At 58.4% G+C, this 20,702-nt stretch carries 19 protein-coding genes and 3 pseudogenes; 13 read left to right on the top strand and 9 right to left on the bottom strand.

Translation table 11 applies throughout. The annotated features are described in order from the left end of the window. Nucleotides 1-432: 432 nt before the first annotated feature. Entirely contained in the window at nucleotides 433-1,071 is a 639-nt protein-coding gene (locus OKW29_RS40080; RefSeq protein WP_429294771.1) for a sel1 repeat family protein, read from the top strand. A gap of 63 nt (nucleotides 1,072-1,134) precedes the next feature. On the opposite strand, the gene OKW29_RS40075 is transcribed toward OKW29_RS40080, so the two are convergent. Next, nucleotides 1,135-1,854, bottom strand: coding sequence for an H-NS family nucleoid-associated regulatory protein (locus tag OKW29_RS40075; protein ID WP_429294770.1), 720 nt, complete (start codon nucleotides 1,852-1,854; stop codon nucleotides 1,135-1,137). A 495-nt stretch (nucleotides 1,855-2,349) separates the two neighbouring features. On the opposite strand from OKW29_RS40075, the gene OKW29_RS40070 reads away from it, so the two are divergent. Beyond that, entirely contained in the window at nucleotides 2,350-2,823 is a 474-nt protein-coding gene (locus OKW29_RS40070; protein WP_429294769.1) for an HU family DNA-binding protein, read from the top strand. Nucleotides 2,824-3,010: 187 nt separating this feature from the next. Here OKW29_RS40070 and OKW29_RS40065 read toward each other — a convergent pair whose 3' ends face one another. The 3 genes and pseudogenes from OKW29_RS40065 to OKW29_RS40055 form a co-directional block, all read right to left on the bottom strand. Beyond that, nucleotides 3,011-3,175, bottom strand: a complete 165-nt coding sequence (locus OKW29_RS40065) for a hypothetical protein (protein WP_429294768.1) — start codon at nucleotides 3,173-3,175, stop codon at nucleotides 3,011-3,013. Continuing rightward, nucleotides 3,165-3,713: an AAA family ATPase gene (locus OKW29_RS40060; RefSeq protein WP_429294767.1), complete on the bottom strand. Its 549-nt coding sequence runs from the start codon at nucleotides 3,711-3,713 to the stop codon at nucleotides 3,165-3,167. The genes OKW29_RS40065 and OKW29_RS40060 overlap by 11 nt, the downstream gene beginning before the upstream one ends. A gap of 80 nt (nucleotides 3,714-3,793) precedes the next feature. After that, nucleotides 3,794-4,314, bottom strand: a pseudogene (locus tag OKW29_RS40055) (lipid II flippase family protein). Nucleotides 4,315-4,753: 439 nt separating this feature from the next. Here OKW29_RS40055 and OKW29_RS40050 point away from each other — a divergent pair. Then, nucleotides 4,754-5,398 (top strand): annotated as a pseudogene (locus OKW29_RS40050) (class I SAM-dependent methyltransferase); the annotation flags it as partial. Between the two features lie 531 nt (nucleotides 5,399-5,929). Here the strand turns inward: OKW29_RS40050 and OKW29_RS40045 are convergent. From OKW29_RS40045 to OKW29_RS40035, 3 genes are all read right to left on the bottom strand, one after another. Beyond that, nucleotides 5,930-6,511: a hypothetical protein gene (locus OKW29_RS40045; protein ID WP_429294766.1), complete on the bottom strand. Its 582-nt coding sequence runs from the start codon at nucleotides 6,509-6,511 to the stop codon at nucleotides 5,930-5,932. Between the two features lie 372 nt (nucleotides 6,512-6,883). After that, the gene (locus OKW29_RS40040; RefSeq protein ID WP_429290576.1) at nucleotides 6,884-8,149 is read right to left on the bottom strand and encodes an IS256 family transposase; all 1,266 of its coding nucleotides are present in this window, start codon (nucleotides 8,147-8,149) and stop codon (nucleotides 6,884-6,886) included. A gap of 70 nt (nucleotides 8,150-8,219) precedes the next feature. Next, on the bottom strand, nucleotides 8,220-9,212 hold the full coding sequence (locus tag OKW29_RS40035) for an SOS response-associated peptidase family protein (RefSeq protein ID WP_429294765.1): 993 nt from the start codon (nucleotides 9,210-9,212) through the stop codon (nucleotides 8,220-8,222). A gap of 142 nt (nucleotides 9,213-9,354) precedes the next feature. On the opposite strand from OKW29_RS40035, the gene OKW29_RS40030 reads away from it, so the two are divergent. Beyond that, nucleotides 9,355-9,744 (top strand): response regulator, encoded by a 390-nt coding sequence (locus tag OKW29_RS40030; RefSeq protein WP_429294764.1) that lies wholly within the window; start codon nucleotides 9,355-9,357, stop codon nucleotides 9,742-9,744. Nucleotides 9,745-9,830: 86 nt separating this feature from the next. On the opposite strand, the pseudogene OKW29_RS40025 reads toward OKW29_RS40030, so the two are convergent. Then, nucleotides 9,831-10,028: pseudogene (locus OKW29_RS40025) on the bottom strand (hypothetical protein); the annotation flags it as partial. 187 nt (nucleotides 10,029-10,215) lie between these two features. Here OKW29_RS40025 and OKW29_RS40020 point away from each other — a divergent pair. Continuing rightward, the gene (locus tag OKW29_RS40020; RefSeq protein WP_429295017.1) at nucleotides 10,216-10,404 is read left to right on the top strand and encodes a hypothetical protein; all 189 of its coding nucleotides are present in this window, start codon (nucleotides 10,216-10,218) and stop codon (nucleotides 10,402-10,404) included. Between the two features lie 268 nt (nucleotides 10,405-10,672). Here OKW29_RS40020 and OKW29_RS40015 read toward each other — a convergent pair whose 3' ends face one another. Beyond that, nucleotides 10,673-11,965 carry a D-amino acid dehydrogenase gene (locus OKW29_RS40015; protein ID WP_429294763.1) on the bottom strand — a complete coding sequence of 431 codons (1,293 nt, stop codon included), beginning with the start codon at nucleotides 11,963-11,965 and terminating at the stop codon, nucleotides 10,673-10,675. Between the two features lie 356 nt (nucleotides 11,966-12,321). Here OKW29_RS40015 and OKW29_RS40010 point away from each other — a divergent pair, with 356 nt between their 5' ends. From OKW29_RS40010 to OKW29_RS39975, 8 genes are all read left to right on the top strand, one after another. Further along, nucleotides 12,322-13,155, top strand: a complete 834-nt coding sequence (locus OKW29_RS40010; RefSeq protein WP_429294762.1) for a transporter substrate-binding domain-containing protein — start codon at nucleotides 12,322-12,324, stop codon at nucleotides 13,153-13,155. 586 nt (nucleotides 13,156-13,741) lie between these two features. Further along, complete coding sequence (locus OKW29_RS40005; protein ID WP_429294761.1) at nucleotides 13,742-14,575, top strand: amino acid ABC transporter ATP-binding protein; 834 nt, start codon at nucleotides 13,742-13,744, stop codon at nucleotides 14,573-14,575. Between the two features lie 8 nt (nucleotides 14,576-14,583). Further along, nucleotides 14,584-15,255: an amino acid ABC transporter permease gene (locus OKW29_RS40000; RefSeq protein WP_187614087.1), complete on the top strand. Its 672-nt coding sequence runs from the start codon at nucleotides 14,584-14,586 to the stop codon at nucleotides 15,253-15,255. A 10-nt stretch (nucleotides 15,256-15,265) separates the two neighbouring features. Further along, a complete protein-coding gene (locus tag OKW29_RS39995) occupies nucleotides 15,266-15,931 on the top strand; it encodes an amino acid ABC transporter permease (protein ID WP_429294760.1) in 666 nt (221 codons plus the stop codon). 37 nt (nucleotides 15,932-15,968) lie between these two features. Further along, nucleotides 15,969-16,841 (top strand): dihydrodipicolinate synthase family protein, encoded by an 873-nt coding sequence (locus OKW29_RS39990; RefSeq protein WP_429294759.1) that lies wholly within the window; start codon nucleotides 15,969-15,971, stop codon nucleotides 16,839-16,841. Between the two features lie 10 nt (nucleotides 16,842-16,851). Beyond that, nucleotides 16,852-17,910: a 4-hydroxyproline epimerase gene (locus OKW29_RS39985; RefSeq protein WP_429294758.1), complete on the top strand. Its 1,059-nt coding sequence runs from the start codon at nucleotides 16,852-16,854 to the stop codon at nucleotides 17,908-17,910. After that, nucleotides 17,907-19,199 (top strand): NAD(P)/FAD-dependent oxidoreductase, encoded by a 1,293-nt coding sequence (locus OKW29_RS39980; RefSeq protein WP_429294757.1) that lies wholly within the window; start codon nucleotides 17,907-17,909, stop codon nucleotides 19,197-19,199. Before OKW29_RS39985 ends, OKW29_RS39980 begins: the two co-directional genes overlap by 4 nt. An 11-nt stretch (nucleotides 19,200-19,210) precedes the next feature. Then, nucleotides 19,211-20,692, top strand: a complete 1,482-nt coding sequence (locus OKW29_RS39975; protein WP_429294756.1) for an aldehyde dehydrogenase family protein — start codon at nucleotides 19,211-19,213, stop codon at nucleotides 20,690-20,692. Nucleotides 20,693-20,702: the final 10 nt, after the last annotated feature.

Here is a 20,702-nt window from a genome sequence, read left to right as displayed (position 1 = left end):
CTAGTCCTGCGTTGACGCAGTCGCAGTATCGATGCCGCTAGCACTGCGCCCGCCAGAGCCACGCCAGCTCACGCCACCGCCGGGGACGCTGAAAAGGCCAGCGTTTCACTCACGTCAGCGACAGCGTGACGGAGCTTCTCCTGTCGGCGCGTTGTGCCTTCGCCAGTGGTGGGACCCACCATGTGCGAGTATTGCGCATCGAGTTGATGCCGGTGAGTTCCGAAAAAGGTCCCTGCCGAAAACGCTAGGCGCTTCGGCGTAGTGGAAGCCAGCAGAGCCGCGACGGAGAAATCAATGAGAACCTTGCTCGGGCAGAGCGGCAGTCACCGACTTGCGCTATAGCGAACACAGCCCCGCCCGGCTTGGGGCATCGGACAGCAGTAGCGGTGAGGTATCATTGTGCGCATCACTCACCACAGGACGCGAAATCTGATGTCTGTAGATTCCAGCTGGTTGGGCCAAATTGAACGTGAGTGGGCACAACTTCGCCAGAGCGACCCGGCACTCGACATAGAAAAGTTCTTCCGGCACGTTGTGTCAGCGAACAAGGTTGGATTTCTTTCACTCGAATCAATCGCGGCCATTGCGAATGGCCTGCTCACAAGCCCGTTGCCGGGCGCACCCTATCTTGGCCGGCGCCTTCTTGAACGGGTTGGCCCTGACCGGCACCCGTCGCTCCGGGTCGCCCTTGCACTGTCTCTTGTCACGGAGACAGGTGGGCCTCCCGATTTCGAGGGCGGACACGTCATTCTGGGCGATGTCCTGAAGGACGATATGGCGAGCGACCCGCTTCGCGGCATGGCGGCAGCGGCTCTTGCGGACAGCGCGAGGCTTGGTCGTGGCATGGACGCCGACCTTGAGATGGCCAAGAACATGTATGCCACGGCCTTGGAGCTTGGACACCGGTCGGCCGCGTATAACTTGGGCTTGTATTGGGAGGGACGCTGGGGTACGAGTGCTCCCGGCGACCTCGTCCCCGACAGCACAAAGGCGGCACAGGCCTACAAGCGTGGTGGTTCGAACGCAAAATGCGCCGCCCGCCTGGACGCATTGCGGACCCGTTCCAGGTAACCACGCCAATCGCGCGTGCCGACGCAAAAAAAGCGAGCTCTGTGTGCTCGCTTACACGGTCGATTAAGCAGCCGCAGCTTCCGGCGCAGCCGCGACATTCGTCGTCGTGCCCACCTTTTTGGCGCCAACCAGTTTCTTCGCCGGTGCCTTCTTCGCTACCGCCGCCTTTGTCGCGGGTTTCTTCGCGACGACTTTCGGCTTGCTCGCAGCGCCAGAATCTGCAACTCCGCTAACGCTAGCAATCAGAAACTTTGCCCGGTCTTTCGCACCGGCTAGCCACGCCGGAGCCGGACCGCGCCCGCTCCAAGTCGCACCGGACTTCGCGTCGCGATACTTAGCCGGCTGCGGACCTTTCGGCTGACCCGTGCCAGCAGCGGCGCTGACTGGCGACGAGACCTTCTTGCCCGCAGTCTTGGCCTTCTTCGCACTTGCCACGCCTGCAGCGACGACTGCATCGACACTACCCTCAATCAGGAATTTGCTGCGGTCTTTCGCGTTCGCAATCCAACCCGGAGCGCGTCCGTGTCCGGACCATGTAGCGCCTGTCTTCGGGTCCTGATACTTCGCTGCGGAGGGCTTGGCGACGACCGTAGATTTAGCTGCGGCTTTCGGTCCACGTTTCTTGCCACCAGCATCCGCATCGATGTCGGCAGTTGTCAGGCCGTGCGTTGACATCAATTCGCGAATCTTCTCGATAACAGAACTCGACTTCTTCGCGATGAGTGCGTCTGCGAGCGCCTGAAGCTTCTTCATCTTTACCTGGATTTGTTCGAGTGTCGACATTATGTCCCCCTTATTGGATGTGCCCGCAATATGCCATGAGCGCCTCAATTGCGAAAGGTCTTGAAAGAATCCAACGCTACATTGGCATAACCAACTATTACGCCAAGGCCAGCTGAAGGTCTTTAGCGATTTACGGTCTCTCTGCCATGACCGGCGTACGGACGATAGCGCCGACCTCCACTGGGGGAGGTGCTGTTTTTCGCAAAGCGGTCTCTGCCAGAGGGCGGGTCGGTTCGATGGTTCTGCCACCGTTAAGGTCCCACTCGAAGCCACGGTCGGCAGGGTTTCACTGGCCCAATGTGCCTAAAGCAGGGTACAGGAATCGCTTTTTTAACTTTTACGCTAAAAACCCCTTGATTTAAGGCCTCAGACATTGCGTCTTCATGGCGGTCTTGTTACGCTGGCGCCCAACCCGAGGATTTGTACCTTTGCGTTAGTCGGTGACGGCGCAAAGGCAAAGGTCTTGGGCAACCTTTGACTAGAAGCGAGGAACTCATGGCAACCACCACCACGAAGAAAACTGCGGCTCCGGCCACGAAGAAAGCGGCAGCTCCGGCTACGAAAAAAGTGACGGCTGCCAGCAAGAAAGCTCCGCCTGTCGCCAGGAAAGCTGCTGTGCCCGCAGCAAAAAAAGCCGTTGTGGCCGCTCCGTTGAAACCCATCAAGGATTCGTTTACGAAGGCATCGCTGACCGTTCATCTGGCAGAGCGCTCAGGCGTCGAACCCAAGGCGGCAAAGGCGTTGATGGCGGCGCTTGAAGAAACGGTGCTCGCATCAATTCACAAGAAGGGCGCGAAAGAGTTCACGCTCCCCGGCCTGCTGAAGGTTGTCGCGCAAGACGTACCCGCCAAGAAAAAGCGCTTCGGCAAGGACCCGTTTACGGGTGAAGACAAGTGGTTCGCGGCGAAGCCTGCTTCGGTGCGCCTGAAGGTACGCCCGCTGAAGAAGCTGAAGGACGCCGCGTTGTAAGAGAAAGTGTTCCGACGTGATAACGCCCCTCGCGACCAAAATCCGAGGGGCGTTTTTATTTGCGGCGCACGACATCGGCGTACCAATTGGAAAGTGCGCCGTTTCGCGAGTGACCGGGTTCTGGTTGAGCGCCCGCCATTTCCTTCTCAAGGACCAGCTCCCGCGTGGGTATGACGAACGACACTTCTCATCCGGGCCGAAAACCGCCGATGATGATGCCGCCAGAGTCACGTGCAAACACGCGCAGCGCTTTTAAGTCCTTTACGGTGAAATCAGCGTTGTAGGCTCGAAGTTGCGCCTGGATAAAACCATCGTCCTGCTCATTCCGGACGTCCGTGACTTCAATTTTCATGGTGGTTGTATGCCTGACGCGTTCTGGCTTTCAACAATGATGTCGACAGATGTTGAGTGATTGTTTCGACGGCCTGCACAACCGAGAGCTTCGCAGTGTCGACTATCAGGTGCGCAGATTCCCATGGGTCGTATTGACGCTCAAGCACGCTCTTCCATGTCGGGAGCACGTGGTCAGGGATATCGCCGTGGCGTCCCTCGACCCTCTGACGATGTGTCGCTGCATCAGAACAAATCAATTCAATCTCGAACATTGCTACATCTGTCTGGAGCGCCACGTCTCTCCATGCGCGACGGGTGACGTCCAGCGCATTAACCGAGTCCGCGATGACGGTCGACCCGAGGCGTAAATTATCGGCGGCGACCGCATAGGCGGCCAGATAGCCGGCAGGTCCGATATCAAACCAGCCGCCCGCGGAGTTCATGAATGCGTGTTCCAACGTATCGATGCGCAGGTAGACAGCAGCGACCTTGCGAGCAAGCGCCTGCGCTACCGTTGTCTTTCCGGTCCCCGGTAGTCCCCCGAAGGCAATCAACATCTTCTACGCTCCTCAGAACGGGCGAATGCTCGGCTGGCAAGCGGATGGCCGGATGGCCATAACGTGCGAGCTACGATAGGCTAGATGAGTTCCGCGACTCGCGCGATGCTAAGCGCCGCCGGCACGAGCAGAAGTTGCGCACAAATTGTTCCGAGAATACGTGCGCCCGAAAGTGCCGTGATAGCACGCCTGAAGCTGCCTCTGTAATCCGACTTTCAATAACGTCGTCCGTCATCACGGAAACCTGCGGGTCGATAACCACTGCTAGAACGACAGTCGCGAACCCATTGATGACAGATGACAGGTTTGCGCAGGTCACCCGTAATTCCGGTTTCAAATATCCCGCATATAGCGATGCGAGAGACGGAAGTCGCCAAGAAGGCCACGTTCGAGGTGCCTAGCCAAGCTCAACCCGTTTCGCGATAAACGGCCCCTGAAATGAGTTGGCCGTTCGGGACACGAGGGCGATTATTCCGAAGAGGGAGAATGAAACCGCAATCCGGCGAGTGCGGACGCCAGCGATTCGCACGGCGTAGGCCAATGTTGCGATGACATGCATTACAAATGTAAGTCCAAAGATAATCAACAGGTGAGCGTCCATGCGACCGCTTCGAGAGTTGGCGCGAACTCGACTATACCGGACCGTTGCGGCCGCGTGATACTGCATCCGGGCGACAGTTACCTTCACGTTCATCGTCAGCATCGCAGCGCCCGGACCTGGGAGGTCGAATTACGGCCATGGGTGGAGAAATTCTGGCAGCGTCAATGCCAGGACCTTGGCCATATCCTACATACTCATTCTTGCCGTACCCGCCACCCTGTTTTCAGGAGCGCATCGCAACCGCCATTCACATCAACGAAGCCGCCGCATCCCTTCCCGCTTTGATTGAAGCGCTCGAGCGCGGAGAGTTTCACGAGGTCGTCATTTTGCGTGATGGCCACCCTGTCGCGCGACTGGTGCCAATCGAGACACAGCGCATTGGCGTTGCACGGGGCATGTTCGAGGTTGGAGATAGCACGCCGTCCGAGGATGCCGGGGTGGTGAGGCTGTAGCCGAGCTTCGCGGCGCGGATGTCGCTGGCGTGGATTTCTCCTTCGCGATGGTCGAAAAGGCGAAGCGCGTTTTTCCGGGGCTTGAGTTTCGCATCGGCGACGCGGAGGATTTGCCCTTCCCCGATGAAAGCTTCAACGCAGTGGGCATCAGTTTCGGCATGCTGCATTTTCCGCACCCCGAGCGCGCACTCGCGGAGGCGTTTCGTGTGCTGCAACCTGGCGGCAGAATCGCCTTTACGGTCTGGGCCACACCGGACAAGGCAGTCGGCTTCGCGATGGTATCGAATGCAATCGAGAAACACGGGACAACCGATGTGCCCGTGCCGTCGGGACCGCCCTTCTTTCGGCTCAGCGATTTGGACGAATCGAAGCGCATATTGATTGATGCGGGGTTCGTTCAACCGCATATGCGGGTGGTGGCCTTGACCCTTGTGCTTCGTTTGCCGGATACGCCGTTTCACGCACTCATGCGCGGTGGCGTTCGAGTTGCCGCTATGCTAAACGCCCAGACGCCGGCCGCGCTGGCGTCGATTGAACAGACAGTTGCGCACGACGCAGAGGCGTATCGGAACGATGCCGGGGAACTGCCGATTCCCATGACCTGCGTCTTGGCTTCCGCGCTCAAGGCCTAGGGCCAGCCGGTCTATACAAGCGGGTTGGGACTTCCTCGCCTTGAGTTTGCCAGCCCTGATGCTTGAACGTCCCGCATAGAGGCCCGATGACTCGCGCGACCATGAATGATTCAGCGCGTTGAAGAATTGCGTCAATGCTGCCCTGCGTTCAATAGCATCCAAATCTGCTGCGAAGGTGTGCCACCGAGAATGCGAACGAGCACCGCCCCACACTGCGTACAGATGTAGTGTTCCTCTCGTTTTGTAGCCCGCAGCGGCACAATGCCCTCGAGCGCGAGGTCGTGATGAGGAGGCTCTGCCGACGTTTTGCCGTATAGGTCAGCGCACCACGCGCAGACTTGAATCCAAAGTTCCATTCTTGATATACCGATAGTTGCACGCGGTGACGACAAAGCCGGTGGCATCAACCGCGCTGAATCCCTGTTGCTGCCGCCGTTACGCCATGGTTATTGCTGTTGCGTTTCTACGAACCTAATGACAGGCTTACCCGCTTTGATAGACGATGCTCTTTGGCGCCGGACGATGCATGCCTCAGGGTCGGAAAATCAGCATGATGGCAACTATAACCGCCCACGCTCCCATGAAGTAGTAGGGTAAGTTGTATGGGTTAATGAATTTCTCGTCAACGCGTTTCTTAGTTTGTCCCTGCAGTGGCGGGTGAAATGGCAAACGGTGACGCGTGAGTTCGACCCGACTTGCCCCCCCGGGGAACATGTCCTCGTCCAACATCTCCATCGAAAGCTTGCTTCTGTCCTCGCAATACCACCAGCGGTCTATGCGAGCAATATGCTGCTGGGCGTGTCCTAGACCACGCCCGACCAGCAATGACGTCATGAAGCCGAGGACCGCAATCAAAATCAACAGCCAAACATACGGCCCAGTCCAAATGTTTGGCTGTGGTTTCCAGTTGCTCACAATGAACGCGAGAGCTGCAAACAGGACAGTCTGCGACGTGAGCAGCCAACTTAGCCTGTGATGCACCAGTGTGTTTTCATGCTCTATCACGAGCCGAATCCGCTTCCAGTCCGCGTAGTCCCTATCTTGTGATTCGTTGAATACGTCGCCGTCGCCGTTTAAGCCTGCACGCTGTGTCTCGAAATTCGCCAAGGCCATTGCTACGCCCCCCCTTCATTGACTTCAACAAAATGTTGATTCGCGCTTACGGATGCCGGCGTCGGTCTGTCTTTGGCTAAGACAGGCAATCGCAGTTAGATATCGGCGGTGTTATAGAAGGTTTGATTCCCGAAAGTAAGCGCCTTAATTTACGGATGGTGATTCCGTCTTGATTGAACTAAATCTTGACGGCATCGAGCTTTCTTGCGTCCTAGCCTGTAGGCGCCCATATCCCGGTCAGGAACGTCACGAGGCTGTCGCAATCGCCTTGCCCGCAGCGACGGCTCCATACGGAGCTCTCACGCTGCCAGTCGATGCTCGTAGTAGAGCTAACGTCAAGAGTGGTGTATGGGCAGCTGATAGCGTTCGACTTCAGGCGGCGAGTTTCTGCTGAACCGGTTGATCGCCTTGCACCGGTTCGCCGTCCCTGAAGGCAATGCCCTCCAGCAACAGCTTGATCTGCTCAGGGCCGTTGATACGGCGCCAGGTTTTCTCGGCTTCCTCGATCAGCTTGAATGCCAGACCGAGGAAGGTTGGTCGCGACACGCAGTTGCGGGTGCGAGTCGTCCGGTGGCGCACGGTCGCGAATGTCGACTCAATCGCATTCGTCGTGCGCAAATGCTGCCAGTGCTCGGCGGGGAAGTCGTAAAACGCCAGCAGGCTCTCCCGGTCCTTCTTCAGCGTTTCGGTCGCCTTCGGATATTTCGCGGCGTAGACCGTCACGAAACGATCGAACGCGGCGTACGCGTCGGCGCGCGTCGCCGCCATCCAGATCGCCTGCAGGTCGGCCTTCGCGCGCCCCTGTTGCGACTTCGGCAGCGCGTTGAGCACGTTGCCCATCTTGTGAAACCAGCAGCGCTGGCCGCGCGTTGCAGGAAACACTTCCTCCAGTGCGGCCCAGAAGCCCATTGCGCCATCACCGACGGCCAGCAGCGGACCACCCTGCAAGCCTCGCGATTTCAGATCGAGCAGCAGCTCCTGCCAGGACGCCTTCGACTCCCGATACCCGTCGCCGATTGCCACACGCTCCTTGCGCCCATCCGGCCTCACGCCGATGATCACCAGCAGGCACTGGCCGTCCGAGCTCTCACTCCGCAGGCCGGTATGAATGCCGTCGACCCACCAGTACACGTAGCGCGAGTTCGACAGATCACGCCGGCTCCAGCTGGCGTGCTCATCGCCCCATTGCGCCTTCAGGCGACTTACCACGTTCGCCGACAACCCCTTGGCGTCCTCGCCCAGCAGCACGCCCAGCGCTTCGCTCATGTCGCCCGTCGAAATGCCCTTCAGATACAGCCACGGCAGCGCGGCACTCACGCGCGGCGACTTCCTCACATACGGCGGCACAATCGATGAATTGAACTTCACACCTGATCCTGATCGATCGCGAACCTTCGGCACCTTCACCGCAATGGGGCCGGCCGCCGTCAGCACCTCGCGCTCCGGCAGATAGCCATTGCGCACCACGGCACGCTGTCCGTGCAGGGTTTTAACGTTCTCGAACCGCTCCAGCAGCGCCGACAGCTCTGCTTCGATTGCCTGCTGGATCACCTCCCGCGCGCCCTGGCGCACCAGATCGTCCAAGCCCAGACCGACTTCCGATAGACCGACGACTTCTTTTTCCGTAAACTTGCTCATGGTGGATGGTTTGTTGTTTGCTGGTTTCCGACTTCGACAATCAGATTCTCAGCTGAAACCTCCACCGTCTTCAATCTCCCGCCTCAAATCCCCCATACACCAGATTCGAGCTTAGCTCCTCGTAGTAAGGCCGGTCCCACTCATCAAGTATCACGTACATTGCCTCCAAATTCCTTGGGTTAGGGTTGAGCCAAGCGTCAATGTTTTCGGGCTTGATGGGAACAATGCACCGGTCGTGGCCGGCTGCGGCAACTTCCGACGGAGGCTCGTCAGTGACTGCCGCGAATGAAAGCAAATCCGGTTCGCCAGGCGCAGACCAGCGCGACCACAGGCAAGCTACCAGCATCTCGTGGGCAGGGTTGGGACGAAACTCCAAAACGACGTTCTCATCCTGCTCCCCTTCGGCGAGCACGCGACCTTCCATTTTGGCCCGGCTAACATTCTCATAAAACGCGTTGACCACGAGAATGCCGTGCGAGTAACCAAAGAGCGGCTTCCAGAATCCTTCGAGATTGTCACGCCTCGCGTTGTAGCCCCCTTGGTATTTGACGTCGTGTGACGCGGGCTTGCCAGCAATGCGACACTGATATCGCATCGGTTTGAAAACACGCTGTCCGTTTTCCATAACCATGACTGGCGCGTAATGCCTCGGGAATATGCGCGAGTCCCGTGCCTTCGGCTCCGTTCGCCGAATATCGTCGAGCCAATCGAGAGTCTGTTCAATTTTGTTCGCGGCAATGCGCTTGCTTTCGGTCGCTGCTTTTGTGACCTTGCTCTCGAGCGAACGCTCTGCGTCAGCCAGTCGCTTGCGCTGCGCAAAGAGGTCTCGTTGGAGTTTTGATGTCTGTTCTGCTTCGAACCTATCGATAAGGGTCTTGATGGCGCCTTCGGCGTCAGTTTGCGGCTCAGCGAACGCATCTTCCATCGCCTTGGGCACCTTTGCCTTGCTGATGCCCTCTGCGCGCTCGAAGAATAGGCGCGCAAATTCATGGATATCCATCAAGGTGCCGAAAGTACGCACAAACTTGCGGTAGTCTGCTTGAATCTGAGCCGAGTAACACATGGATGCCTCCGTTTACTGCCCCATAATACGCATTCTCTAGAACGACGCGAGCGCGACGAATATGAGGACTCAATGAATGGCCGCGTGAACTTTGGCCACCGTCGAACTGCCAAACAACATGTGGCGACCCGGACAATTGTGTATGGCAAGCGTACTGCTCGTAGACGATGACGTGGAGGCTTTGGCGGCGTGGAGCGCCAGCTGTGCCGCAGACGGATTCGAAGTAAGAAGCGCGAGCGACGGCCAGTCGGCATTGAAGATGTTCATCGAATCCCCTGTCGATGTAGTGGTCGCCGACTGGCGCATGCCGGTGATGTCGGGGAGCGAGCTCTGTCACCGTTTGCGCACACTCCCCGGCTTAGCCGACGTTGCATTCGTCTTGGTTTCGGGAGAGCCGAGCCCACCCGCTTTCGTAAGCTACGACGGCTTTCTTCGCAAGCCTGTAGATGGGCAAATTTTACTGACCACAATTCGACGGCTGCTGGCAGACCATGTAACCCATCGAGAGCAACAGCGAGGCGAGACAACGTAGTCGAAAAGCCACCTGCTTGTGTGGACAGGCCGGACCAGAGCCTGGTTGCAGGCAAAAGGAACGGCGGCCGCGGGCACAGTGTTGAGTCAGCAAAAATTTCTGCTCGCGGTAATCAAACCGCCAAGCAGATGGGACATGTCACCAAGCCGCTGTGCGACGAGATGTCGAACCTCTCCGTGGCATTGCCACGTGCCATATACAGCGAGCAGTGACGCGCCGAGGGCTTCCTTTCGCTGCCGTTCAAACAAGGACGGCCAGATAATCACGTTGACGTTGCCAGTCTCACGTTAGGGCTACGCGGAAGGTTGCATCTCATCGACGTGCGGCTCCGCATTCGGTGAAAGTGCATGCGCGGCGTGCCCTCACACCGTCGCCCAATCTCATGGCAAAGCAGCGCAGCTTGGAAAAAGCCGTTCCTGCGAGCGAACCAGACATGTCGGATATTCCGCGCCAGATAACCCCGGGGGCAACCTGCTGGGGGCCGCAATTCTGCAGCAAAAGGAAATCCTCCAGCCCGAGCGTTATGCGGCAAGTGGGACAATAACCGTGGACGGCAAACTGGTCGAAGCCTCAGGCATCCTGGCTTACTTCGACACAGAAGAGGAAGCGCAACACGCCGGCCTGGCTTGGGCACGTGCCTGGATTGATAACCACGGGTAGTCGAAACCGAATGGCGCAGTGCATCAACATCTTTGCTGAGTGAGTAAGGTCTACCGCCAGTAACGCCAGCCCGGCGCGATGCGGACAACGTGCTCGGCATCTCGCAAGCGAGCGGTGCCTCGAAGTGTCAAAAGAAAAACGACCGCAAGCGCTTGGTCGCGGCCGTTCGGCTACTCATTCCCAGCGCCGCCGCTTAATTCTCGAACTGGCGAATCGTCGCGTTATACGCACGTGCGGCCAGGTGTCACTGCTGACGGATGCAACGCGCTCAGCTCAGGTTGAATTCAGCCGGAGCGGGCGAGTCCTTCGCGTAGCGGGAAACGTTGAGGTCATCGTGCCGAATTGCCGGCTGCTTCCCTGAAACCAAATCCGCGAGCAGCTGCGCTGAACCACACGACATCGTCCAGCCGAGCGTGCCATGACCCGTATTCAGATAGAGGTTCGGGACCGCGGTGCTGCCCACAATCGGTGTGCCGTCAGGCGTCATGGGTCGTAGCCCAGTCCAGAATGTAGCCTTTGAGGTATCGCCGCCGCCCGGGAAAAGGTCGTTCACACACATTTCCAAAGTTTCGCGCCGAGCTTCGCGAAGGCGCTTGTCGAACCCCACGATTTCGGCCATACCACCAACACGGATGCGCTTGTCGAATCGGGTGATAGCAATTTTGTACGTTTCATCGAGGACGGTTGAGACCGGTGCGCATCGCTCTTCGATGATGGGGGCGGTGATGGAGTAGCCCTTGAGCGGATAAACCGGAATCTTGACGATGTCTGAGAGGAAGTTCGTCGAATATGAGCCGAACGCTACGACAAACACATCGGCGTGAATGAGCTTGGCACCATGGCGGACGCCGACAACTTTACCGCCCTCCACGACAAGGCCCTCGACATGCGTGTTGTACCGAAAGGTGACGCCAGCTTGCTCAGCTAACGCCGCGAGCCGAGTCGTGAACAACTGGCAGTCGCCGGTCTCATCGCCCGGTAAACGCAAGCCGCCGGTCAACTTGTGTGAGGTGGCGGCAAGAGCCGGTTCGGCTCTAGCAAGCTCACCCTGAGTCAGCAACTCGTATGGGACATTGGCTTCTTTAAGCACGGCAATGTCCTTCGCCGCACCGTCGAACTGCTGCTGCGTACGGAAAACCTGCAACGTGCCGCCAGTGCGTCCTTCGTACTGGATGCCGGTTTCTGCTCGGAGCGCCTTCAGGCAATCGCGGCTGTATTCCGCAAGCCTGACCATGCGATTCTTGTTAATGGCATAGCGCTCCGCATTGCAGTTCTGGAGCATCTGCCACATCCATTGAAGCTGGAATTGCCTGTCCTCGTCGTCCGGACGAATCGCGAGCGGAGCGTGCTTCTGAAACATCCACTTCACCGCTTTCAGGGGCACACCCGGAGCCGCCCAAGGTGCTGCGTAGCCAGGCGAAATCTGCCCCGCGTTCGCGAAGCTCGTTTCCAGCGCAGGTCCTTGTTCGCGGTCGATGACGGTGACCGCATGCCCCGCGCGTGTGAGGTAAAACGCGCTCGTCACACCGACAACTCCACTTCCCAATACGACGGCACGCATGGCATCCGCTCCGAGCATCACAGTTGACGTCGTCTGCACACAATGATGTATGCAGTGATTGACTGATGCTAGCTACGAGTGGGTAGTTTAAGAGACCATTTGAGGCGCATTTTTTGGTTGAATCCACTGGCGGATGAAGGCAACGGAGTGTTCAGTTCGCTGAACGCCTTGTCACCGTTGCCGCAGCGAGGTTTGAAGCGACCGCTGCATTTTCGCCTAGGGACAAATGCCTAGTTGACAGCCCAGATTTTGAATTCCTAGACTGTGTACATCGCTGCACACAAATAGATGCGCAAAGCTGTGTGGCGAGAAACCAAGGTCTTTTAACAGGCTTATCAATACTTCGGGAGCTGATTATGGTTCTGCTGTCTCGCTTCACGCGGCGCGTTCTGACGTGCCTGGCGGTAACCGGTTTTGTCGCTGCTGGTGCCCCGGCTCACGCCGATGACACCAGTGCCTGGCAAAGTGTGAAAAAGGCCGGTGTTCTCCGTTGCGGCGCGGCCGTGGCTCCTCCCTACGTCATGCGCGACCCGAAAACCGGCGAATATAGCGGCTTTTTCTCGGAACTCTGTCGCAACTTTGGACAGAACGTGCTGAAGGTGAAGGTCGAGTTCGTCGACACCACGTGGGACAACATCGTCGCCGGCCTGCAGTCCGACAAGTGGGACCTGTCGATGGCGTTGAACGATACGCCGGAACGCGAGAAAGCCATTTCGTTCTCGGCGCCGGCAACGGACTACAACGTCTCCTTTGTCTACAACAAGAACAATCCAAAGGTTCCCAAAGCCGCTCGCACCATCGCCGAAATCGACAAGCCCGGTGTGACAGTCGCGGTCATGTCAGGAACCGCGCAGGACAAGGCTATCTCTGCCGTTTTCAAGCAAGCGACAATCATGCGTCTGCCGGGTAACGATGAGACGCGCCTCGCACTCATGTCCAAGCGCGCGGACCTGCTCGCAGATGCCAACATCACAAACATGCTGCTTACCGAGGCGCACCCGGAATGGGCGTCCACCATCCAGCCGACTCCGCCGCTCGCCCAGCAGGAAGTCGCATTCGGCCTCAGGAAGGAAACGTCTGCTGCCGACATCGCCGTCCTTAACAGGTATGTCGACGAACAGGTCAAGTCGGGCGCCGTCAACCGCCTCATCAAAACCTCTGTCCAGGCAATGCTTGTCACAAACAAGTGATGCACCTGTTGACGCGGCACGCCCCAATGGGTGCGCTGTTCCGAGGATATTCAGAAGGGCGCCCGTCAATCTGACCTTTGCAAGCTTGACGGGATAGAACAACACAACGCTTCATGCTCCATGAGGCGGTTTGCAGTGCTTAATGAAAAATTCCGACTACGTCACAGACGGCGATAGAACGCGCACGTCGTCGACTTGCCTATGTTCCGGGCGCGGATGGAGGGCAGTGTTAAACGGTTATTTCGTTCGTAGCATGCGGCGAAATAGTCAGATTCGGCTTCGCTCGAGCCTGTTTTGGTTCGTCCCAAGCGTCTTCAACCGGCTTGTCAGTGATTTCCCTGAAACACCAAGTTAGGCGTTGACAGGCGCAATTCCGGCCTTCTAGTATGTGTACATACTTGCACACATTCAAACACACATGTCTGCGTGCTATATGGGAAGCCCGGGGTACCAAGGCTCCTAAGGGTCTCAACTCTCGAGCCGAAGCCGTATTAGCCGATTTCGTATGCGGTTCGGCACTGTCGCCAGCCGCTGATTTTCGAATCACACATCACGTGCCTGCGGGCGCGTCAGCTGGAGAGATTCCATGCTTTCTTCTCAAACCATGAATGCTCAACAGGATGTTCCGCCAGTTGCAGTTGGCTGCGCCAACGCGACCTTCGGTGATTTCGTGCAGTTTCGAGACGTCTACAAGTCCTACGGTCCGAATCTGGTCGTCATGGACCACATGAGCCTCGACATGCGGGCCGATGACCGGCTCGTCATCATTGGACCGAGCGGTAGCGGCAAGAGCTCGCTGCTTCGCGTGATGATGGGGCTGGAAGGCGTCCAGGGCGGCGAGATTGGCTTTCAGGGCAAGCCGTACATCTACGGAGCCGACTCGGGCAAGTCGAAGCGCATCGATGCCAAGCTGCAGAAACAGATTGGCATGGTGTTCCAGCACTACACGCTGTTCCCGCATCTATCCGTCCTGGGCAACCTTATCCTCGCGCCGACGAAGGTCAGCGGCATCACAAAAGCAGAAGCGACCGAGCGGGCTCGCACGTATCTGGCCCGGCTCGGCCTTGAAAGCAAGCTCCACGCATACCCGAGTCAGCTCTCCGGCGGCCAGAAGCAGCGAGTTGCCATTGCGCGTGCCCTGATGCTCGAGCCAAAGCTGATGTTGTTCGATGAAGTCACCTCCGCCCTTGACCCCGAGATGGTCATCGAAGTGCAAAACGTGATGCTTCAGCTTGCCCAACAGAAGATGGCGATGATTATCGTGACGCACGACATGCACTTTGCGCGCGACATCGCCACGCGCGTGGTTTTCTGCGCGAGTGGAAAAATCGTCGAACAGGGCGCTCCCGCCGAAATGTTCAAGTGCCCCAAGGAAGCTCGCACCCGCGAATTCCTCGAGAAAGTGCTGCATCTCGACTGAGGTCCGACATGAACTATCACTTCGACTTCCGCTTCCTTGAAGGCAGTTTCGGCGCCTTGCTCGAAGGCCTCAAGGTCACCATCGAGCTCGCCGTAGCCTCGAACATCATGGGTCTCGTGCTTGGCTTCCTGCTCTGCCTCATGGCCATGAGCAGATGGGTCGCCGTACGCTGGCCAGCGCAGCTTTTTATCGAGTTTTTCCGCTGCACGCCTGCGCTTCTACAAATCGTCTGGTTCTTTTACTGCATCCCGATGATGGTCGACGTGTTCATCGACCCCATCCTCATGGGCGTGCTCGCGCTTGGTCTCAATTTGACCGCTTTCAACGCTGAAGCCTACCGTGCAGGCGTTCAGGCGGTCCCTAAGGAGCATCTTGACGCATCTGTCGCTTTGGGCCTCAAGCCGTGGCAGCGCACCATGTATGTGGTGTTGCCTCAAGCACTTCGCAGCTCGATGCCGGTTCTCATGACAAACGGCATTGGCAGTCTGCAGCAGAGTGCGCTCGTTGCCATCGTTGCGGTCGCCGACCTTATGTACGTCGCCAAGAGCCTTGCGACCGAAGCCTACCGGCCGCTCGAAACCTACACGGTTGTTGCTCTCATCTACTTCGCTCTGTCCCTGCCCATCGCAAAATTTGTGCATGTGATTGAGCGTCGTCAGGACCTTGCGGTCAAGCGTTGAGGAGAAGACCATGCATCTCGATTTTTCAGCGGTTCTTCCTTATTGGCTTGTCTTGCTCAAAGGACTGGGGCTCACCCTTGCATTTACGAGCAGCTGCGCGGTTATCGGAAGCCTCGCCGGCTTCGTGCTAAGCCTGCTTCGTATGTCGCCCAACCGATTCATTAAGGGCGCGACAACGCTGTACGTGGAGTTTTTCCGAGGCACGCCGCTGCTCATCCAGCTGTTCTGGGTCTTCTTTTGCTTCCCGGTCGTTTTCCGCCTTCCGATACCGCCGTATGTTTCGGTTGTGATTTCCCTGACGCTGTACATGGCAGCTATCACTAGCGAGACGTTCCGCGGCGCGTTGAAGTCTATCTCCAGTGAACAGCACGACGCCTGTATCGCATTGAGCCTTTCGCCGCAAGCAAAAATTCTCTACGTTATTTTCCCCCAAGCACTGCTGCGCGCGATTCCGCCGCTGCTCTCGAACGTCGTCAGTCTGTTCAAGGAAAGTGCGCTCATCTCGTCGGTTGGCGTCGCGGACCTCATGTTCGTCGGACAGAACATCTCGAGCAGCACAGCAAAGCCGGTCGAGTTCCTGACGACGGTCGCGATTATTTACTTCGTCGTCGCTTTTCCCCTCACGCGCCTCGTTGGCGTGGTCGAGTCGCGATTCCTTAAACGCTTTGCCTACTAACCCAACCCGTCCTTCATAAAGGGAGAAACACATGCAGATGAAAGGCATCCTGCCCGCACTCGTCACGCCGTTCAATGCTGCCGGCGCTGTCGACCACGACGTGCTGGCGAACATTCTCGAATTCCAGCTCAAGGCGGGTGTAACCGGCTTCGTGCCGCTCGGCTCGACCGGTGAGTACTACGCGCTGACGCACGACGAGCGCCGCGCCATCCTGAAGACCGTTCGCGAGGTCGTAGGCGACCGCGGCACACTCATCGGTGGCGCGAACGGTTCGTGCACCCGTGAAGTCATCGAGCAGGTTCAGCTGGTCCGCGATGCGGGCTACAAGAACGTCCTCATCGCTCCGCCGTACTATGCGCTGCCCTCGCAGGAAGAGCTGATTGGCCACTACGAGGCCATCCTCAAAGCGGTTCCCGACGTCGATGTCGTGCTTTACAACTATCCGGTTCGCACGAACGTCGAAGTGGGCTTCGGCGTGTTGGACGCGTTCAAGGATAACCCGCGCGTCGTCGGCATCAAGGAGAGCAGCGGCAACCTGCTGCGCGCCATCGAAATCGGCGAAAAGTACAAAGACCATTACCAGCTGTCGTGCGGCTCCGATGACCAGGCGCTCGACTTCTTCCTATGGGGCGCGAGCAGCTGGATTTGCGGCCCGGCGAACTGCTTCGTGAAGCCAGTGGTGGACTTCTACAACAAGTTCACCGCTGGCGACATCCGCGGTGCCCAGGACGTAATGCGCTCGCTCTTCCCCGTCATGGCGACGATGGAAGCGGGCAAGTTCGTGCAGAAGGTGAAGTACGGCTGTGAACTGGCGGGATTCAAGGTCGGCTCAGCTCGCATGCCGCTGCAGCCGCTGACCGACGCAGAAAAGGCGGACTTCCGCGCCGTCTTCGAAGCAGCTCAGGCATGACAGGAAGCCGGTGGAGAAATCCGCCGGCAATGCACTCTTGCAGGGTATTCGGATGAGCAAGCACAGCTTTAAGAGTATCGAAGGGCATGCCGAAGGCATGCCCGTGCGCATGGTGGTCGCCGGCGCGCCGGCGCTCAGCGGTACGACAATGGATGAACGCCGCGGCCTATTTGTGCGAGACCACGACTGGATTCGACGCGCGTTGATGCTGGAACCGCGCGGCCACTCGCATATGTCCGGGACCATTCTTTATCGGCCCCTGTCTGCAGATGCGGATATGAGTCTCGTCTTCATCGAAACATCCGGCTGCCTGCCGATGTGTGGACATGCATCAATCGGCTCCATTTCGTTCGCGCTCGAAGCAGGTCTGATTCAACCGAAGTCGGCTGGTACGGTCGTCGTCGACGTTCCTGCTGGCAAACTGCACGCCAGGTACGTGATGGACGGCGACCGTGTCGCGTCGGTTCGATTCACGAACGTGCCCAGCTTTCTGCTTCATCGCGATATTGAAATCGAGCATCCGCACTTCGGACGTCTTGCCGTCGACATCGCGTATGGCGGCAATTTCTATCCTATCGTGGAGGTGCAACCGAACTTCCCGGGATGCGAGCACTTCTCTCCAGACCAACTGCTGAACTGGGGCCGCCAGCTGCAAACCGCGGTGAACTCGACAATCGACGTCATTCATCCTGATAACCCAGGCATCCGCAGCGTGAAGCATGCCATGTGGACGGGCGCGCCTGTCTCCTATGACGCCGACGCTCGAGCGGTCGTCATCGCCGGCGACACGCTGATTGACCGCTCACCGTGCGGCACCGGCACGTCCGCTCGCGTCGCCCAGCGGTACGCGCGCGGCCTACTCTCGGAGGGGCAAGCTTTCCGGCACCAGAGCCTGATTGGCAGCTGTTTCACTGGTCGAGTGGAATCAACAACAAGACTGAAGAGCGGGTTGGACGCGGTGTTGCCGAGTGTCGAAGGACGCGCCTGGATTACGGGACGGGCAGAATATTATGTCGACACCTCCCAGCCCTATGCTCATGGCTTCAGCTTGCAGGAGTTTGTGAATTGAACGCCGTTCCTCGCGAGAATGCTTCGCTTGACCCGCTTGCCTCTGCCCAGGAATCTGCTGTCGTCATAGGCGGCGGCATCGTGGGCGTGTGCTGCGCGCTTTATCTTCAGCGCGACGGCTACGCGGTTACGCTCATTGACCCGGAAAGTCCGGGCAATAGTACGGCGAAGTGGAGTTGTGGCCAGATGGCGGTGAGCGAAATCATCCCGCTATCCAAGCCCGGTATCCTCATGAAAATCCCGGGCTGGCTCATGGACCAGAAGGGTCCACTCGCGCTGCGTCCAAGCGCTCTGCCTGGAATCATACCGTGGTTCTTCCGCTTTCTCATGTGCGCAAGGCACTCGAAGATTGTGGACATCGCCGAGTCAATGGCGACCCTCACGCATGACGTCTATGCAGACTACGCTCCGTTGCTCGAGGCCTGCGAGGACAAAGCTCTGATGGGCGAACGTCCTATTCTGGAAGTCTTCGACAATCCAGGTGGGCTTGCGCGCGAGCTGCCACATCTGGAGCTGCGCGAATCGCTTGGCTTCAGGGCACAGCGTCTGAACGCCAAGGAAATCGGCGACCTCGAGCCGGCGCTTGCTGGCAAGTTCGCCCACGGACTGATTTTCCCTGACTGGCGCGCTGTCAGCGACACGGAAGGCTTCATTGCCGCGCTCACCGGCAGCTTCATCGCTCACGGCGGACGCCGAATCCAGACTGAGGCCAATCGTATTGTCGAATCGAACGGCCGCGCTGTCGGCGTCGAGCTTGCAAACGGCCAGAGTGTTGCGGTGCAGCACGTCGTTGTTGCCGCTGGTACGGGTGCGCGGCGGTTCTTCAATTCGCTGGGGGTAAGCGTGCCGCTCAAGGGCATCGCGGGCTACCAGGCTGTCGTCAAAAACCCGGGGGTGGAATTTCGTCACTCGACCATCTACGCGGATGGCGGTTTCTGCTTCACTCCCATGACTCGCGGCCTGCAGATTGGCGGCACTATCGAATTCGCGGGCGACGGCGCGAAACCGAACTTTGGGCGCGCGGAAATCATCCTCGAAAAAGCCAAACGGGTTCTGCCGGAACTTAAAACCGCCGACGTGGAATACGGTGTTGGCTATCGACCCTTCCTGCCTGACACGAAGCCCATCATCGACCGTTCTCGCAGGCTTGGAAACGTCTTCATGGCGTTCGGCCACGGGCAGCTCGGTCTGACGCTTGGCGCTACCACAGGTCGACTGATTGCCGACATGGTTGCTGGTCGCCCGACCAAGCAAAGCCTTACGCCATTCAGTGCCTATCGTTTTTCTTGACGAGACTTATTATGAAATCGTACGAACAGCTTTTCATCGACGGTCGTTGGGTGGCGCCTGTCAACAACGGAACCTTCGAAACTGTCGACCCCAGTACCGAGCAGGTGATTGCCAAAGTCGCCTCCGCAACTGCGGAAGACGTCGACCTCGCCGTCAAGGCGGCCCGAAAAGCATTCGATGAGGGTCCGTGGCCGAGGATGAGCGGAGCAGAACGTGGCGCCGTGCTTCGACGCATCGGCAAGGGTATCCGCGACCGAATCCAGGAACTTGCCGAAATCGAAGTCCGCGACAACGGTAAGCCGCTTCCCGAAGCGCTCTGGGACCTGGGTGACGCAGCAGGCTGCTTCGAGTTCTACGCTGGGCTCGCAGAGAAGCTTGACGAGAACGCTGAGACGCCCGTAACGCTCTCTGACGACCGTTTCAGTTCAGTGGCGCGCAAGGAGCCGGTCGGCGTTGCCGGCGCTATTATTCCGTGGAACTTCCCGATGCTGATGGCAGCATGGAAAGTCGCCCCCGCGCTGGCCGCCGGATGTACGATGATTTTGAAGCCGTCAGAGATGACGTCCCTGACGGCCCTTGAGCTGGGCAGTATCGCGGCCGAGGCGGACCTTCCGCCCGGTGTGCTGAACATTCTGACTGGCCCTGGAAGTGATGTGGGCGCGCCAATGAGCGAGCATCCGGGCATCGACAAGCTGGCGTTCACGGGAAGCGTGCCGACTGGCAGCCGCATCATGCAGGCCGCTGCGCGCGACATCAAGAACATCAGCCTCGAGCTGGGTGGCAAGTCCCCCTTCATCGTATTTGATGATAGCGACATCGACGCTGCCGTCGAATGGATAATGTTCGGCATCTTCTGGAATCAGGGAGAAGTCTGCTCGGCTACGTCGCGGGTACTCGTTCAGCGTGGCATCTACGACCGTCTCCTTCAGCGGCTGAAAGAGGAAACGCGCAAAATCAAAATCGGTAACGGCCTTGAAGACGGCGTCCTGCTCGGCCCGATTGTCAGCAAGGGACAGTACGAGAAAGTGCTCGCGGCGGTTGCGCGTGGCGAGGAAGACGGGGCGCGATTGGTGACGGGTGGTGACCGTCCTGCACACCTCGACAAAGGTTACTTCATGGAGCCCGTCGTCTTTGCCGACGTTCCTGAAGAGAGCTGGGTCTGGAACGAAGAGATTTTTGGACCGGTCGTCTGCATCCGGCCGTTCGACGAAGAAAACGAAGCGGTGCGCTCTGCTAACAACTCCCGTTTCGGGCTAGCTGCCGCCGTCATGTCGCGCGACAGCGAACGCTGTGAGCGAGTCGCACGGGCGCTGCGCGCCGGCATCGTCTGGATTAACTGCTCGCAGCCCACGTTCACTGAAGCGCCTTGGGGCGGGTACAAGCAGAGCGGCATCGGGCGAGAGCTCGGCGTGTGGGGCTTGAACAATTATCTGGAAACGAAGCAAATCACGCGGTATGACGGCGATAAGCCCTGGGGCTGGTACATCAAGTAAGGCGGGTCCA

The organism is Paraburkholderia sp. CI3 (genome assembly GCF_050436505.1).
Taxonomy (GTDB): domain Bacteria; phylum Pseudomonadota; class Gammaproteobacteria; order Burkholderiales; family Burkholderiaceae; genus Paraburkholderia; species Paraburkholderia tuberum.
This window is presented reverse-complemented; position numbering and strand designations above follow the sequence as displayed.